This is a genomic window from Paenibacillus amylolyticus, from assembly GCF_051136285.1.
Classification (GTDB): domain Bacteria; phylum Bacillota; class Bacilli; order Paenibacillales; family Paenibacillaceae; genus Paenibacillus; species Paenibacillus amylolyticus_F.
The window spans coordinates 1,179,679-1,196,807 of sequence record NZ_CP194938.1 but is presented as its reverse complement, the minus strand read 5'-3'; the positions used below and the strand labels follow the sequence as shown (position 1 = coordinate 1,196,807).

Annotated in this window: 14 protein-coding genes; all 14 read left to right on the top strand. The window is 46.5% G+C overall.

What is annotated here, in order from left to right:
- Positions 1 to 123: 123 nt before the first annotated feature.
- On the top strand, positions 124 to 393 hold the full coding sequence (gene rpsO / locus ACR8BL_RS05320) for a 30S ribosomal protein S15 (RefSeq protein ID WP_056700672.1): 270 nt from the start codon (positions 124 to 126) through the stop codon (positions 391 to 393).
- 259 nt (positions 394 to 652) lie between these two features.
- Positions 653 to 2,755, top strand: a complete 2,103-nt coding sequence (gene pnp / locus ACR8BL_RS05315; protein WP_434751647.1) for a polyribonucleotide nucleotidyltransferase — start codon at positions 653 to 655, stop codon at positions 2,753 to 2,755.
- A gap of 174 nt (positions 2,756 to 2,929) precedes the next feature.
- On the top strand, positions 2,930 to 3,925 hold the full coding sequence (locus ACR8BL_RS05310) for a polysaccharide deacetylase family protein (RefSeq protein WP_434751646.1): 996 nt from the start codon (positions 2,930 to 2,932) through the stop codon (positions 3,923 to 3,925).
- Positions 3,926 to 4,025: 100 nt separating this feature from the next.
- Entirely contained in the window at positions 4,026 to 5,306 is a 1,281-nt protein-coding gene (locus ACR8BL_RS05305) for a M16 family metallopeptidase (RefSeq protein ID WP_434751645.1), read from the top strand.
- Entirely contained in the window at positions 5,272 to 5,715 is a 444-nt protein-coding gene (gene dut / locus ACR8BL_RS05300) for a dUTP diphosphatase (RefSeq protein WP_434751644.1), read from the top strand. The genes ACR8BL_RS05305 and dut overlap by 35 nt, the downstream gene beginning before the upstream one ends.
- Before the next feature lie 189 nt (positions 5,716 to 5,904).
- Entirely contained in the window at positions 5,905 to 6,804 is a 900-nt protein-coding gene (gene dpsA, locus ACR8BL_RS05295) for a dipicolinate synthase subunit DpsA (RefSeq protein ID WP_434751643.1), read from the top strand.
- Positions 6,801 to 7,397 carry a dipicolinate synthase subunit B gene (locus tag ACR8BL_RS05290; RefSeq protein WP_434751642.1) on the top strand — a complete coding sequence of 199 codons (597 nt, stop codon included), beginning with the start codon at positions 6,801 to 6,803 and terminating at the stop codon, positions 7,395 to 7,397. Before dpsA ends, ACR8BL_RS05290 begins: the two co-directional genes overlap by 4 nt.
- A gap of 306 nt (positions 7,398 to 7,703) precedes the next feature.
- Positions 7,704 to 8,921: an aspartate kinase gene (gene dapG / locus ACR8BL_RS05285; RefSeq protein ID WP_145329829.1), complete on the top strand. Its 1,218-nt coding sequence runs from the start codon at positions 7,704 to 7,706 to the stop codon at positions 8,919 to 8,921.
- Positions 8,922 to 8,968: 47 nt separating this feature from the next.
- Complete coding sequence (dapA, locus tag ACR8BL_RS05280) at positions 8,969 to 9,847, top strand: 4-hydroxy-tetrahydrodipicolinate synthase (protein WP_434751641.1); 879 nt, start codon at positions 8,969 to 8,971, stop codon at positions 9,845 to 9,847.
- Between the two features lie 512 nt (positions 9,848 to 10,359).
- Entirely contained in the window at positions 10,360 to 12,009 is a 1,650-nt protein-coding gene (locus ACR8BL_RS05275) for a ribonuclease J (RefSeq protein ID WP_434753023.1), read from the top strand.
- A 230-nt stretch (positions 12,010 to 12,239) separates the two neighbouring features.
- On the top strand, positions 12,240 to 13,013 hold the full coding sequence (locus ACR8BL_RS05270) for a ClpP family protease (RefSeq protein ID WP_434751640.1): 774 nt from the start codon (positions 12,240 to 12,242) through the stop codon (positions 13,011 to 13,013).
- Positions 13,010 to 13,243: a YlzJ-like family protein gene (locus tag ACR8BL_RS05265; protein ID WP_434751639.1), complete on the top strand. Its 234-nt coding sequence runs from the start codon at positions 13,010 to 13,012 to the stop codon at positions 13,241 to 13,243. Before ACR8BL_RS05270 ends, ACR8BL_RS05265 begins: the two co-directional genes overlap by 4 nt.
- A 90-nt stretch (positions 13,244 to 13,333) precedes the next feature.
- Positions 13,334 to 16,096, top strand: coding sequence for a DNA translocase FtsK (locus ACR8BL_RS05260; RefSeq protein ID WP_434758328.1), 2,763 nt, complete (start codon positions 13,334 to 13,336; stop codon positions 16,094 to 16,096).
- Between the two features lie 180 nt (positions 16,097 to 16,276).
- Positions 16,277 to 17,113, top strand: a complete 837-nt coding sequence (sleB, locus tag ACR8BL_RS05255) for a spore cortex-lytic enzyme (protein WP_434751638.1) — start codon at positions 16,277 to 16,279, stop codon at positions 17,111 to 17,113.
- Positions 17,114 to 17,129 lie beyond the last annotated feature (16 nt).

Genomic DNA, 17,129 nt, shown 5'->3' with positions numbered 1-17,129 from the left:
TTCAGGCAACCATGGTATAATGTACTACGTTGTCGAATGAGATGACATTAACCTTAGCTTGGTTACACGCTCTCACCGGCGGTGACGAGGCTAACGGCGATTATAATGAAGGAGGTGAATAGGATGGCATTGACTCAAGAACGTAAACAACAACTGATCGACGAGCACAAAACTCATGAGTCCGATACTGGATCACCTGAGGTGCAAGTTGCTATCCTTACGGAAAACATCAGAAGTTTGACAGACCACTTGCGTACGCATAAGAAAGACCACCACTCACGTCGTGGACTTTTGAAAATGGTAGGTCAACGTCGTAAGCTTTTGGCTTACGTGAAAAACAAAGATGTTAAACGTTACAGCGCACTGATCGAAAAACTCGGATTGCGTCGTTAATTATCGTACATGTTTTCAAAATCAACCTGGCTGTTATCCGCCGTTCTTTTGTCTAAAAGGACAAGCGGAGCTTACAGCCGGGTTGTTTTGTAGATGAACATGTTGCCATATATTTGTAGCTGAGGGCTCCGCGAGGAGCTTTTGTTTTGCAAGTCAGCCTGCACTCCGTCCGACTCAAGCTAATGAATGCTGGACAAGCAGGAAATACTGTAAATATGCAGAATCCATTGTGATAGGAACGAATTAAAGGAGGGATTTCATGGAACAACGTGTTGAAATGCAGCTTGGTGGAAGAAAGCTTACGTTTGAAACCGGGCGTTTGGCCAAGCAGGCAAATGCTGCTGTTAAAGTAACATACGGAGATACGGTAGTATTGTGTACTGTGACAGCATCCAGTGAGCCGAAAGATTTGGACTTTTTCCCACTGACAGTAAACTATGAAGAAAGATTGTACGCTGTAGGTAAAATCCCGGGTGGATTTATCAAGCGTGAAGGCAGACCATCCGAGAAAGCGATTCTGGCAAGCCGTCTGACGGACCGCCCGATTCGTCCATTGTTCCCGGAAGGTTTCCGTAATGATGTGCAAGTTCTGAATATTGTTATGAGTGTGGATCAGGACTGTGAACCACAAATTGCAGCAATGATTGGTACTTCAGCAGCACTTAGCATTTCAGATGTACCTTTTAGCGGACCAATTGGTGGCGTAAAAGTGGGTCGTATTGATGGCGAGTTCATTATTAACCCAACAATTGCGCAGCTTGAAGTTAGTGAACTTGAACTCGTGGTTGCAGGAACTAAAGATGCGATCATGATGGTTGAAGCTGAAGCGAATGAATTGCCAGAAGAAGTGATGCTTGAAGCAATCATGTTTGGTCACGACGAAATCAAGAACATTGTGGCTGTTATCGAGCAACTCGTTCAAGTTGCTGGCAAAGAAAAGATGGCTGTGAAGCTGCATGCAGTTAATGCTGAAGTGAACAGCAGTGTACGTGATTTTGCAAGTGCACGATTGGTGGAAGCTGTTAAAATTGCTGAGAAACATGCACGTCAGGATGCGATTGATGTCGTGAATGACGAAACGGTTGCTCACTTTGAAGAGAAATACATCGAATCACCTGAATTGCTTAAAGACGTGAAAGAAGTGTTGCACGATATCGTCAAAGAAGAAGTGCGCCGTCTGATCACTCACGATAAAGTTCGTCCAGATGGACGTGGCCTGGCCGAGATTCGTGCAATCGAATGTGATACTTCCCTGCTTCCGCGTACACATGGTTCAGGTCTGTTCACACGTGGACAAACACAAGCACTGAGCATCTGTACACTAGGTGCACTGGGTGATGTTCAAATTCTGGATGGCATCAGTCTGGAAGAAACAAAACGTTTCATGCATCACTATAATTTCCCGCCGTTCAGCGTAGGTGAAGCTCGTCCGCTTCGCGCGCCAGGACGCCGTGAAATTGGACATGGTGCGCTTGGTGAGCGTGCGCTGTCCAAAGTCATTCCTTCTGAAACGGACTTCCCATACACGATTCGTTTGGTGTCCGAAGTGTTAGAATCTAACGGTTCTACGTCCCAAGCAAGTATCTGTGCGAGTACACTTGCTATGATGGACGCAGGCGTACCAATCAAAGCCCCAGTAGCTGGTGTGGCGATGGGTCTGATCAAAGATGGAGAGCATGTGTCTATTCTGAGTGATATTCAAGGTATGGAAGATCACCTGGGTGACATGGACTTCAAAGTTGCGGGAACACCTGAAGGCGTAACTGCTATCCAAATGGATATCAAAATTGATGGAATCGACCGTCAAATTTTGGCTGAAGCACTGGCTCAAGCAAAAGAAGGTCGTATGCACATTTTGGGTAAAATGACCGAAGTGATGCAAACACCTCGTGAGCAATTGTCCCAGTATGCACCTAAAATTACGACTATGCATATCAATCCGGATAAAATCCGTGATGTTATTGGTGCTGGTGGTAAAATCATCAATAAAATCATCGAAGAAACTGGTGTTAAAATTGATATCGAGCAGGATGGACGTGTGTTTATCGCTTCTTCCAACCAGGAGATGAATGATAAAGCCAAAGCGATCATCGAAGGCATTGTACGCGAAGTGCTGGTTGGCGAAATCTACGTCGGCAAAGTAAAACGTGTTGAGAAATTCGGTGCATTCGTTGAAGTGCTGCCAAACAAAGAAGGTCTGGTTCACATCTCTCAATTGTCTACTGAGCGTGTAGCAAAAGTAGAAGATGTTGTGGCGATCGGTGATTCCATTACAGTAAAAGTAACCGAGATTGACCCGCAAGGCCGGATCAACTTGTCCCGTAAAGCTGTATTAACAGCGGAAGCACCTGCGCAATCCTAGGCAGCTGACGATTGAATAACATATGTATGATTGAATGAAGAGACAGAATGCGAATTTCTGGCTCTTTTTTTAACGTTAAAATTAGAATGTGATTATCCATAGATCGGGGCTTTTAATCATATTCCTGTTCTTGTCCTCATATGATGGGGACAAAGACGGCAGGAGGATGGAGCTGTGAGAAACCAATCCAAAAAACTGGCGGTTGTTCTCGCGGGTGTGACATCGGTCATGCTAATCGGACAAGTCGACAGTGTACGTACATACATTACGGAGATCCGTGATGGTCCTGGCACACAGAATGCATTTGATATGTTTAAGGAAGCGACCGGAGAAGAATCGTTGTTATCCGCGATTAAGGATAAGGCAGCCGAGACGCGAATTGCACCGGTGAATGCGAGAGTTGATCGAGTGTGGAAAGCAATCCCGGGGTATAATGGACTGGAGATTGATGTGGAAGCAACCTACCGAAAGGCACTAGGTGGGACGCTGAACACCAAGATTCCGTATGTTTATCGTCAGATTGAACCTGAGATTCAGTTAAAAGATCTGGGGGCACATCCGATTTATCGAGGCAATGCGAGTAAACCGATGGTTTCTTTTATGATCAATGTGGCCTGGGGGAATGAATTTCTCATTCCAATGCTGGACACGCTTGATGCCGAGAAGGTGAAAGCTACTTTTTTTCTGGATGGTAGCTGGCTGAGCAAAAACGCCGAACTCGCCAAGGAAATTCAAAAGCGTGGACATGAGCTGTCTAATCATGCGTATTCACACCCGAATATGAGTCGTTTGAGTACGGAGCGGGCAAGACTGGAGATGAGCAAAACCCAGGAATTGCTGCAGCAAACGCTTGGTGTAGAAAATCGCTGGTTTGCACCGCCTTCGGGTGATTTTAATCAGAAAACGGTGGATATCGCGACATCGATGGGTCTTCAAACCGTCCTGTGGACAGTAGATACAGTGGATTGGCGCAAACCAAGTCCAGACTCCATCATTGCCAAAATTGCGAATAAAACCGAAGCAGGTTCATTAATTCTGATGCATCCTACAGCTTCTTCTGTGGGTGCGCTGAAGGGCATGATTAATTCCATTCACGCCAAGGGATGGTCGCTTGGAACGGTAAGTGAGACGTTGTCTTCCGAACGGGTGGATGGGCATGCGGTTGAGTGAACGGCGTTTTTTTGTTAATATCAAAAAGTTGGAACCAATGTCTATTTCAATCTTCGAAGATTGGGATTAGGGCAATTATAGAGATGTAGGAGGGCCAACCGTGAAAAAAATTCAGCTGGGCAATGGCCTCAGGGTAGTGATGGAACAAATTCCGACCTGTCGTTCCGTATCGTTCGGAATATGGGTCAAAACAGGTTCACGTAATGAGCAGGTCGAAAATAACGGGGTATCCCATTTTATTGAACATATGCTTTTTAAGGGAACAGATCGTTTCGATGCCAAAGCCATTGCGGAGCAGTTTGATGCTATTGGCGGTAATGTGAATGCATTTACCTCCAAGGAATATACCTGTTATTATGCGAAAGTGCTGGATGAACATCTGCCAATCGCAGTCGATGTTTTGTCCGATATGTTTTTCCGTTCGAAAATGGACGATGGTGAACTGGCTAAAGAAAAAAACGTGATTCTGGAAGAAATCTCAATGTACGAGGATACGCCTGATGATATGGTTCATGATTTGATGGCTTTGGCTGCATATGGGGAACACCCGCTTGCCTATCCAATCCTTGGCACAGAGGAACGTCTTAAAGCGATGGATTCCAGCCATTTGCGTGCATACATGAAGGAACATTACACGATTGAGAACACGGTGATCAGCATTGCGGGCAACATTGATGACAGTGTAATTGATCTGATGGAGAAACACTTTGGTGCGTTTGACGTCAGAGGGGTAACGGAAGAAGTGAACATGCCAGCATTCCAAAGCGGACAACTCTTCCATAAAAAGAAAACGGAGCAGAATCACATTTGTATATCGTTCCCAGGTTGCAAAATTGGAGATCCGCTTCAATTTGCCATGGTTGTTCTTAACAATGCGATTGGTGGGGGGATGAGCTCCAGACTATTCCAGGAGATTCGTGAAAAGCGTGGACTCGCCTATTCCGTATATTCCTATCATAGTTCGCATGCCGACAGCGGTCTATTTACAATCTATGCGGGTACAGCTCCGAAACAGACGAAGGAAGTATTGGATCTGACCAAAGAAGTACTGCGCGATCTGGCTGTAAATGGTTTATCTGAGGATGAACTGCGCAAAGGCAAGGAACAGCTGAAAGGCAGTTTAATTCTGAGTCTGGAGAGCACGGGCAGCCGAATGAACCGACTTGGGAAAAACGAATTGATGCTTGGCAGACATCATACACTTGATGAGATGATTGTCAAAATTGAGCAAGTAACGATGCATGATATTAATGCTGTGCTTGATCTGATGTTTGCAGAGCCATTTGCACTTGCTATGGTAGGTGCTTCAGACAAGACGATTGCTGGACTGAGAAGGGATGATTTAGTTGCATTACGTTCAGATAAAGAAACTACCAGGTAACGAAGATATTAAACTGCCGCAAAAAATGTCCGAGCTGGCTGCTGGTTTTGATGTTGTGGCCGCATTGGAAGAAGAAGTTGTACTGCAGCCGGGTCAGCGTACTTTAATCCCGACTGGGCTTGCAATGGCAATGCCGGCTGGGCTGGAAGCTCAAATTCGACCACGTAGCGGGCTGGCATTCAAACATGGTATTACTTGTCTGAACACTCCGGGCACGATTGATGCCGATTATCGCGGAGAGGTGAAAGTGCTGCTCATTAATTTGGGACAAGAACCGTTCACGATTGTGCGCGGAGAACGTATCGCCCAGATCGTGTTCCAGACAGTTCCTGTCATCGAATTGACTGAAGTGGAAGAACTTTCAGAGACTGTACGAGGCAATGGTGGATTTGGTCATACGGGTAAGTAACGTGTGTTATATCTTCTTTGTCCAGAAGTATTTAGTTTCATTTACATCTGGATACATCGTGCATCATAGCCGTCCTTCACAGGGCGGCTTTTTTGTGTTGAACATGAGTTCATTCATTTATTGTTTTCACCCCCCTGTGGGCTGCTGCATACGATAAGGCATACATGTGGTGAAAGGAGTGACGTCCCGATGCTGACCGGAGTCCGGATTGTTGTTCTGGGCGGAGATGCGAGGCAGATTGAAGTCATTCAAAAGTGCGCCGAGCTGGATGCAGCGGTAAGTGTGGTAGGCTTCGATCAACTGGAGCAAGTTATTCCGGGTATTGAACACCGCGAACTTGAGGATGATGTGTTTGCTTCTGCAGATGTGCTGGTACTGCCAGTAGTGAGTTGTGATGATCAAGGGAAGGTTGGATCTTCGTTTAGTAGTGATGTTATTGTTTTGAAAAAGGAACATATGGCTGCCTTGCCCGAGCACTGCACCGTGTTTACGGGCATGGCTAAGCCATTTTTGCGTGAACTTTGTCAGGAGAACGGCCTACGGCTTGTTGAAGTACTTGATCGTGATGATATTGCACTATACAACTCGATTCCGACAGCTGAGGGAGCCATCGCCATTGCAATTAAAGAGACGGATTTTACGATTCACGGGTCAGAATGCATCGTGCTTGGCATCGGCCGAACAGGGTTTACGCTAGCTAAAACTCTGCAGGGGCTTGGAGCCAATGTACGGGTGGGAATCCGTAGAAATGAAGATGTTGCCCGCGCAACAATCATGGGCTGGAAGCCTTTCATGACAACGGATTTAGCCGCTCAAACCGGGGAAGTTGACTTGCTTTTTAATACGATACCGACTATGATAATCACAGCACAAATCCTGTCCAGAATGCCTCAGAAAGCAGTCATTATCGACCTTGCATCTGCTCCTGGCGGCTGTGATTTCAGATATGCCGACAAACGTGGCATTAAGGCACTGCTCGCACCAGGCCTCCCCGGCATTGTTGCTCCCAAAACGGCTGGCGGCATTATTGCCGACGCGTTAATCCGTTTGCTTTTGGAAGAACAGAACGCACGGGAGGTTAAATCATGAACTGGCAGGGTAAAACGGTAGGATACGCAATTACGGGGTCTCATTGTACGTTTGAAGAGGTTATGCCGGTCATTAGCCGCTTTGTGTCGGAAGGCGCGAACGTCATTCCGATTATTTCGAACTCGGTACTCACGACAGATACTCGTTTCGGCACGGCTCAGAATTGGCAAAAACAATTGAAAGATATAACGGGTAACGATATTATCTCTACAATTGTTGAGGCAGAGCCTTTAGGACCCTCCAAGCTGCTTGACGTGCTGGTTATTGCACCATGCACGGGAAATACAACGAGCAAGCTGGCTAATGCAATGACCGACAGTCCGGTGCTAATGGCTGCGAAAGCGCAGATGCGTAATCAGCGCCCGCTTGTGCTGGCGATTTCGACAAATGACGGTCTTGGTTTGAATGCAGCAAATATTGCAAAATTACTTGTGGCCAAATATTTATATTTTGTACCGTTTGGTCAAGATGATCCAATGAAAAAACCAAATTCGTTAGTTGCCAAAATGGAACTGATTCCGGAAGCTTGCTGGAGTGCACTCGAAGGCAAACAGCTGCAGCCGATGATTGTGGAGCGAACTCCACAGACATAAGAATCAGAGCCAGGGCAATAACGTATATACGCTTGGAGAAATGAAGAAGGGTTCGAGAGACAAAGAAAATCATGGGGGACGATAGCTGAATTGTATGGCTACCTCTACCACGTTCCTGTTCATAAGGGCATTCCTGCTTGCAAAGGATCAACATGCAGCAAGCAGGAGAGGTGTATTTGAAATACATGTCTCATCATGCCGTATACATTGCTGAGATTATCGCATCGGAACGCTCCCAAGGGTTATGCATTTGTTGATTTGACCCGTGTCCAGTCTTCTTGCGTACACACAAATGGAGGAATAAAGATGCGTATTATGGTACAAAAATTCGGAGGTACGTCGCTCTCCACCGTTCAAGCGAGAGAGCATGTACTCCGGCATGTTAAACGTGAGCTTGAAGCGGGTTTTAACCTCGTTATTGTGGTGTCAGCCATGGGTCGCCGCGGTGAACCTTATGCAACGGATACGCTCTTGGACTGGGCTGCGCAGAACGGAAATGCATTATCTGCTCGCGAGAAGGATTTACTGCTGTGCTGTGGTGAAATCATCTCTGCAACAACGCTCAGCAGTTTGCTTGAACATGAAGGCATTCCAACTTCAGTGCTGACCGGCGCACAAGCGGGTTTTGTGACGGACGACAATTTCGGGAATGCCCGGATATTGGATGTCCGTCCTGTTCGTGTGCTGGAACAGCTTCAGTTGGGGCGTGTCGTTATCGTAACCGGATTCCAGGGACAGACGGAAAAAGGTGATTTCACTACACTCGGCCGCGGCGGCAGTGATACATCTGCAACAGCGCTGGGTGCAGCATTGCGCGCAGAGATGGTGGATATCTATACGGACGTAAACGGTATTTTGACGGCTGATCCTCGTATCGTTGAAGATGCGCGTCCACTGACCGTAGTAAGCTATGCAGAAATCTGTAACATGGCTCATCACGGGGCCAAGGTTATTCATCCGCGTGCTGTCGAGATTGCGATGCAATCGCAAATTCCCGTGCGGGTAAGATCTACTTTTGCCGATACAGAAGGTACGCTTGTTACCCATCCGGAAGGGTTTCAGGATGTACAGACAGGCATTATTGACCGTTACGTAACCGGTATTGCTTATGTTAGCAATGTTACGCAAATTACGGTGGATGTTCCCGGCGGAACGGATCGTCTGCAATTGAAAGTGTTTAAAACGATGGCTGAAAACTCAATCAGCGTTGATTTTATTAATGTTACCCCCTCAGGAGTAGTCTATACGGTGTTTGATAGTGATTCCGAGAAGGCTATACGTGTATTGCAGGAGATTGGTCTCAAGCCTCAAAGCTTGTCTGGCTGTGCCAAAGTATCCGTCATTGGCGGGGGAATTAACGGTGTGCCCGGAATTATGGCTCGCATTGTAGAGTCTTTGACCCTCGCAGACATTCAGATCCTGCAATCGGCAGATTCTAATACAACGATCTGGGTGCTTGTCAAAAAAGAAGATATGGTTCAGGCTCTGAGGGCGCTTCATGCCTCATTTGAACTTCACTTGTAAATACCGAAGTTAACGGAGCCATACCTGTTTTGAGGGAGGAAATCGAAGTGGACTTTGGAAGATTGATTACAGCAATGGTGACTCCGTTCAATGCACAGGGAGAGATTCATTGGGAGGAAACCGCACGTCTCATCGATTATCTGATCGTTGATCAAAAGTCCGAGACTCTCTTGGTCTCTGGAACAACAGGGGAGTCGCCGACACTTAGTGATACGGAGAAAGTTCAATTATTCGAATTTGCAGTGAAACATGCGGCTGGGCGGTGCAAGATTATTGCCGGAACAGGTAGCAACAACACGGCGCATTCCATCCATCTGACTCAAGAAGCTGAGCGCGTCGGGGCGGACGGTGTATTACTGGTAGTTCCGTATTACAATAAGCCTAGCCAGCAAGGTATGTATAAACACTTTGAAGCCATCGCTGCAGCTACTACGCTGCCAGTGATGCTTTACAACGTGCCTGGGCGTACTGTCGCGAATCTGTCTGCTGCAACCACGTTAAAGCTTGCACAAATTCCGAATATCGTGGCTACCAAAGAGTGTGCTTCTATGGAGCAGGTTACCTTAATTGCTGCGGGTGCACCGGAACATTTCAGAGTTTATTCCGGGGATGATGCAGCGGGTCTGCCGGCTATTGCTGTTGGTGCTCATGGCATCGTGAGTGTGGCGAGTCATGTGGTGGGCGCGGAAATGAAAAAAATGATCGATGCCTTTTACGGTGGTGACCCTCTTCAGGCTACACGAATCCATCAGAAGCTCTTCCCGCTCTTCAAAGGGTTGTTTGAGTGTCCGGAGCCTTTGCCAAACCCGGTAGCGGTAAAATATGCGCTGACCTTGCGTGGGTTGAACGTAGGCTCGGTGCGTCTGCCTCTGATTCCGCCAACGTTAGACGAGCAGGATTACATTGAAAATTTGCTTCAACTGTAAATAACAGTTAGATTCTGTAATGGTTTATTAATGATAAGCATGAACGCTTTGTTTAAGGAAAGAACTGCACCTCAACGGTTGAGGATGCGGTTCTTTTTTTTGCTAGTGTTGTAAGGTTTCTTTTTTGATAGGTAGGGGAAACCTACAGGTTAACGAGAGAGTGACTTGTTTTTTCTGTTTTTAATCATGTATAATGATGTCAAGTGACTGGGTGCGGTATTTTTTTGAAATTGAAAGCGACATCGTTTCGATGGTGTGGCTTTGGTGTGAAAAAGGAAGGAACGGCTAAGAGGCACAATTCAGATCCAACCTGTTGGTGATGGGAATAACTTCGAAGAACTTCTTCCAAATATCGTGAATAAAGGTGTTCTTTTACATTCATTCCTGATTCATAGGTGTGTAATGTTTGAACTACTTTTCTTAACTTACAATAAATAATAAGGTACGACGTCCAACTACCATAGGAGGTTCAGATTCATTTGTCTAAGAAAAATAATAATAACGAAAAGCTGATGATTTTTGCATTGGGCGGCGTAGGCGAGATTGGTAAAAATATGTATGTTATCCAATACGCGAACGACATTGTTGTCGTAGACGCTGGTCTTAAATTCCCGGAAGAAGACATGCTAGGTATTGATATTGTCATCCCTGACATTTCGTACTTGACTGAGAACCGTGATAAAGTAAGAGGCATTATTTTGACTCACGGACACGAGGATCATATCGGTGGTTTACCATATGTTCTCAAGCACTTGAACGTACCTGTATACGGAACTAGGCTTACACTTGGTCTAGTAGAGAACAAGCTGAAGGAAGCTAATTTGCTGGGTGATACCAAACGTATTCTCATCAATGCAGATTCGGAGATCGAACTGGGTTCGACGCTGAAAGCATCATTCTTTGCTACTAACCATAGTATTCCGGATTCCGTTGGGGTATGTGTTGAAACACCGGAAGGTGCAGTTGTACACACGGGTGACTTCAAATTTGATCATACGCCAGTGAATGGTCAATATGCAGATCTTCAACGTATGGCACAGATCGGAACGAACGGCGTACTTGCGTTGTTGTCTGACAGTACTAATGCGGAGAAGCCTGGATTCACACCATCAGAGAAAAATGTAGGTATAGTACTGGAAGACATTTTCCGCAAAGCAAGTCAACGTGTCGTTGTCGCAACGTTTGCTTCCAACGTACACCGCATTCAACAGGTTATCAATGCAGCAGATGTCACTGGACGTAAAGTTGCAGTTATCGGACGCAGCATGGTAAACGTGGTAGGTATTGCTTCGGAACTGGGTTACCTGGAAATTCCGGACGGTATGATCATTGAACCGGAAGAAGTAGGCAAAATGGCAGCAGATCGTGTGGTCATTCTGTGCACAGGTAGCCAAGGCGAGCCAATGTCAGCATTGACACGTATGGCACGTTCTACACACCGTAAAGTGGACATCCTTCCTGGAGATACGGTTATCATTGCAGCAACACCTGTACCAGGTAATGAGAAGTATGTAGGCCGTACAATTGATGAACTGTTCCGTTTGGGAGCCAATGTGCATTACAGTGGCGCTAACAGCGGTGTTCACGTATCTGGTCACGGTAGTCAGGAAGAATTGAAACTCATGCTAAACCTGATGAAACCGAAATACTTCCTGCCAATTCACGGTGAATTCCGGATGCAACGTCGTCACGCGGTTCTTGCTGAATCCGTAGGCATCGACCCGGACAACATCTTCATCACAGATATCGGTGAAGTTGTGGAGATTCAAGGTGGAGCAGCACGTAAAGCAGGTAAAGTTACTGCCGGTAATGTGTTGATTGACGGCCTGGGTGTAGGTGACGTAGGTAACATTGTACTGCGTGATCGTAAGCTTTTGTCACAGGATGGTATTCTTGTTGTTGTGGTAACACTCAGCAAGCAGGATGGTAAAATTGTTTCTGGTCCGGATATCATCTCCCGCGGATTCGTGTATGTACGTGAATCGGAAGGACTTCTCGATGAGGCTAACCGTATCGTTAGTAGCACATTGCAGAAGCTGATGAGCGAAAATGTGAATGAGTGGGCTTCACTCAAAACAAATGTTAAAGATGCATTAGGACGTTTCCTGTATGAGCAAACTCGTCGCAGACCGATGATTTTGCCAATCATTATGGAAGTTTAAAATAAAGTTAGTGAAAAACATATAACAGGCACACAGTCGCCTCTTCTCTACGAGTAATATTGGACGGTTCCTCGTAGAGAAGGGGCTTTTTTTGTTTTTTTCAAGGGGAATAGTATTCTTAATGCTGAATGATGGAAAGATTGTTCAGGAAAGTATAAGCTTGTTGGCAGATTCCCCATACTAAGGAAAGGCCAAACCATTATATCTTTCAGGAGAAGGGGACAGCATTAATGAATGAGCAGATGAATGACAAGCAAATACCAAGGTCCAATCAGCCGGAGACAGAGGCTCCCGAGATTCCAATCCAGGAGGAAAAGCACATTTCTCCAGTTACGGAGTCGATTCAGCAGTTCGGACAAACACAGTCACCAGCCAGTGAATCCAACATTTTTTGTATGACCATTATCGGTCAGGTGGAGGGACATTTGATTTTACCCCCGCAAAATAAAACAACGAAGTATGAACATATTATCCCGCAACTGGTGGCCGCAGAACAAAATCCGAGGATTGAAGGGATTTTGATTATTCTCAATACGGTAGGCGGTGATGTGGAAGCTGGACTCGCAATCGCTGAGATGATTGCATCCTTAAGTAAACCAACGGTGACTGTTGTTATTGGAGGAGGTCACAGTATTGGTGTGCCTATCGCGGTAGCTTCAACCTATTCCCTTATTGCGGGAAGTGCAACAATGACTATCCACCCGATTCGGATGAACGGGCTTGTTATTGGCGTACCGCAGACGTTCGAATACATGGAAAAGATGCAGGAACGAGTTGTGCGTTTTGTAACATCCCACTCTAACATTTCCGAAGACATGTTCAAAGAACTGATGTTCAAGACAGGTGAGTTGAACAGAGACATCGGCACAGCTGTAGGAAGTGCAGACGCGGTGAAGTATGGCCTTATGGACGCCGTTGGTGGAATTGGCCAAGCGATCGCACAACTGAACAAACTTATGGGGGATAAGAGACAGACGATGCAGGCGGGAGGATACACACAATGACAACAATGTATACTGTAATGCCTCCGGAACAGTTATGGTCAGGAATGTGGGCAGAGGTCGGGGATACGAAAGAGCTTCGAATGAATGGTTTGTTAATGCAGGTCAGACCGGTAAATGACACGGAAGCCGTTATTGTACGTTTACTCGACTGCCCCCTTGAAGCATATCTGGATCCGGCCAATCTGCCAGGTTCAACGGTTCCGCTTTCGTGTAACACAAGTCCAACATAACGCGACGAATTCAGACAAATGGTGCAGAAAAAGAACATATGTACGGATTATATTTGTATGGTATAATATTCTTCTGGGGGTGACCGGATTTTGGCCAGAAGAAAAAAGAGGAAAAAAAAGGGTGCCGGATTTAGCGGTGTCTTAAAATATGAAATATATGGAATTGTGCTTATAACGCTGGCAGTCATAGCGCTGTCAGGTGAGGCCACCGTGGGACGTTCTCTTTCCAAGATGTTTGGACTCATGCTTGGCAAGTTTTATTTTGCGATTCCACTGGTGGGTATTTATTACGGTCTGATGGTAATGATCCACCGGAAGTGGCCGAGCGGCTGGACCACTCGCAAGACCGGATTGGTGCTGCTTGTTTTTGCTTTAACTCTGATGAGTACGATATCCGCCATGCATCAGAAGCTGATTCCGGTTGGTGCACTTGAACCGGGTGCGGTTCTGACTCAGGTACATAATGATATGCAAACTGAATTATTGACGCCTGCTGCGCCAGGGGAACGCGATTCTATGCTGGGTAAGGATATTAGTGGCGGGTACATCGGTGCGGGACAGTTTGCTTTATTCCTGTGGTTGTTTGGAAGTCTAGGTGCAAGGCTTATCATGATTGTCATGTTTGTAATAAGTTTTATGCTCATTACGGGCCTTTCCTATGTGGAACTGATACGCATATTCAGAACAAAGATGTGGGACGCTGGCAGCTCAATGTACAAAAAGTTTGAGTCCAGACCAGCGAAACGTTCAGCTTCTGCAATAGGTGCTAAGAAAGGCAATGCACGTAAATTAGCGCCTGTACCCGTTGATGAAGAAGAGGATGATGAAGAGCACGAACTGCACGATTCCCATGAAGGGCAGCTCCCTAAACGTAAGGCTCCAATATTCTTCCAATTGTTTGGGAAATGGGGAGCAGATCGTCAGTCGTCGAAACAGTCTGATGAATCACAAGAGATGGATGCCCAAGACTCGGAACAGGTCGTTTATCGCGCTGGACAGGAATTTCCATCCGATACAAGGTATGGCGATCCTGAATCTGTGACCAAAGGAACTGGAGCAGCCGCAATCATTGCAGCGGCACCAGTAGCACAACCTAAGGTTGATTCGGCACCAATCATCCGTGACTTTTTTGAGCATGTCAGAGCAGAAGAGCCGGACAAAGATGATGATCTGGATGACGCTTATCCATTCCCGGATGATCTTGGTGGTAACAACAGTACTATAGATCAGACGGACAGAGCTGATATTAAAATTACAGATGAACTAGTTGAGACAGAGTGGTCTGATGCACATGGTGCATCAGATATGCTTGGAGCTAGTGTTGATGGAGAACCCATGCCGGGCGAAGCAGTAGACTCCGGAACGGAGCAACCCGCTCAGGGAGGAGGAGATGTTATGCAGCCAGCTGCGCCGCCACCTCCACCGCCGAAGCCGTACAAGCTACCCTCATTCCGTCTTCTTTCCAAGCCTAACAATAGCGGGAAAGGCGCAGATCAGAAGGATTATATGCAGACTGCACGTAAGCTGGAGGCGACGCTGGAAAGCTTCGGTGTGCGTGCGAAAGTTCTGGAGGTTGTCCGTGGTCCAGCGGTGACAAGGTATGAAATTCAGCCGGATATCGGGGTCAAGGTTAGCCGTATTGTCAGTCTGACGGACGATATCGCTCTTGCCCTGGCTGCCAAGGATATTCGGATGGAAGCACCGATTCCGGGTAAATCAGCAATTGGTATTGAAGTGCCCAATGGTGAGGTATCCGTTGTCACGATGCGTGAAGTTATGGAGACAGCGACGTTTCAGGATGCAGAATCCAAAGTAACCATCGCGTTTGGCCGTGATATATCAGGCCAGACCATCATTGGCAACCTTGCTCGTATGCCCCATTTGCTGGTGGCCGGTGCTACTGGATCAGGGAAATCGGTATGTATTAACGGTATCATCACCAGCATTTTGTACAAAGCGAAGCCGGATGAGGTCAAGTTTCTAATGGTTGATCCCAAAATGGTCGAACTGAATGTATATAATGGAATTCCGCATCTGATGGCCCCGGTTGTGACCGATCCGAAGAGGGCGTCGCTTGCACTCAAAAAGATTGTGGTCGAGATGGAGAAAAGATATGAGCTGTTCTCCAAATCGGGTACACGTAATGTTGAAGGATATAATAACTTGATGAAGGATAACCCGGCGGCGGTACTGCCTTATATTGTAGTTATTGTGGACGAGCTGGCTGATCTGATGATGGTAGCTGCCGGCGATGTAGAGGATGCGATTGCTCGTCTTGCACAGATGGCACGTGCAGCGGGTATTCATCTCATTATTGCTACACAGCGTCCTTCTGTCGATGTTATTACTGGAGTAATCAAAGCCAATATTCCTTCACGGATCGCGTTTGGTGTATCCTCTCAAGTCGATTCACGTACCATTCTGGACATGGGTGGGGCGGAGAAGCTGTTGGGACGTGGGGATATGTTATTCATGCCAATGGGTGCTTCCAAGCCAATTCGGGTTCAGGGTGCATTTATGAGTGATGAAGAGGTTGAAAATATTGTGAATTACGTTCGCGGTCAAGGTGAAGCACAATACGATGAAACCCTTGTTCCTGAAATCGACGATTCGAATCAGGCAGCAGAAGAAGTACAAGATGAGCTTTATGAGCAGGCTGTACAGATCATTCTTGAGGCCAAACAGGCGTCGGTATCACTCTTGCAGCGGAGAATGCGGGTAGGATACACACGCGCAGCGCGTTTGATTGATTCGATGGAAGCAAGAGGTGTGATTGGACCGTACGAAGGCAGTAAGCCTCGTGAAGTCCTTGTTTCGCTGGAACAGTATCAACAGAGCAAAATAAGTTCATAGTCAAGCTTCGGAAAGCCTTCAACTATTATGGTTGGAGGTTTTTTTGCTTTATAACACCGTTTGAGGTTCTGCCATTTGCTCCAGAGTTCGGATAGTTTGGTGCATAGGAAACAAGTTCACTTGTCATAATATCAGTAGCGGTTCTGTTAAATCCCACAAGAGAAAGGTAGAGCATAGTCGATGCGAAAAATGAACCTATGGCTTTTCACTGCTATTTTGCTGATATCTGCGCTGGGAATCCGTTATCTGCTTCCTGAGCATACAGCACCACAAAGTAATGCCCAGAACAACATTCCGGCTGAGGAGAAAGCGATGCCGACCTTCAGCAACAATACCGTGAAATATGGCAGTTACGGTCAGGATGTATACGAACTTCAGGGACGCTTGAAGTATCTCGGTTTCTACAATGGCAAAATCGATAGTAATTTTGGCAGCAGCACGCTCAAATCGGTGAAATGGTTTCAATCGGAATTTGGTATGAAGGCCGACGGTGTGGTTGGGGCGAAAACGAAGCTGAAACTGTATAATGCCAGCACCAAGTGGTCACCTAAAGAACCACCATTACACAAAGGAGGGGCTGGAGAAGTTAAAGGTGATGGTGGAAGTACCGCAAGCAATGAGAAAGAGAAAGAGGATATGGGTTCAGCCAATGCGCTGGGGCTTACCGAGAACGAACTCAAAATTATGGCGAATGCCGTATATGGTGAAGCACGCGGAGAACCGTTTGAAGGTCAGGTAGCCGTAGCCGCTGTTATTCTGAACCGGGTAAACTCAACAAGTTTTCCATCTACCCCTTCAGGGGTCATCTTTCAGCCGGGAGCCTTTACAGCTGTAGCCGATGGACAGATCTATCTGGAACCGAATGCACAGGCGAAAAAAGCGGTAGAACAGGCGTTAAACGGATGGGATCCTTCCGGTGGATGTCTGTATTATTTTAACCCGAAGACAGCCACATCCAAATGGATATGGACTCGTCCGCAGGTGAAAACGATCGGGCAGCATATATTCTGCATGTAATCAGGCAGGGAAGCAA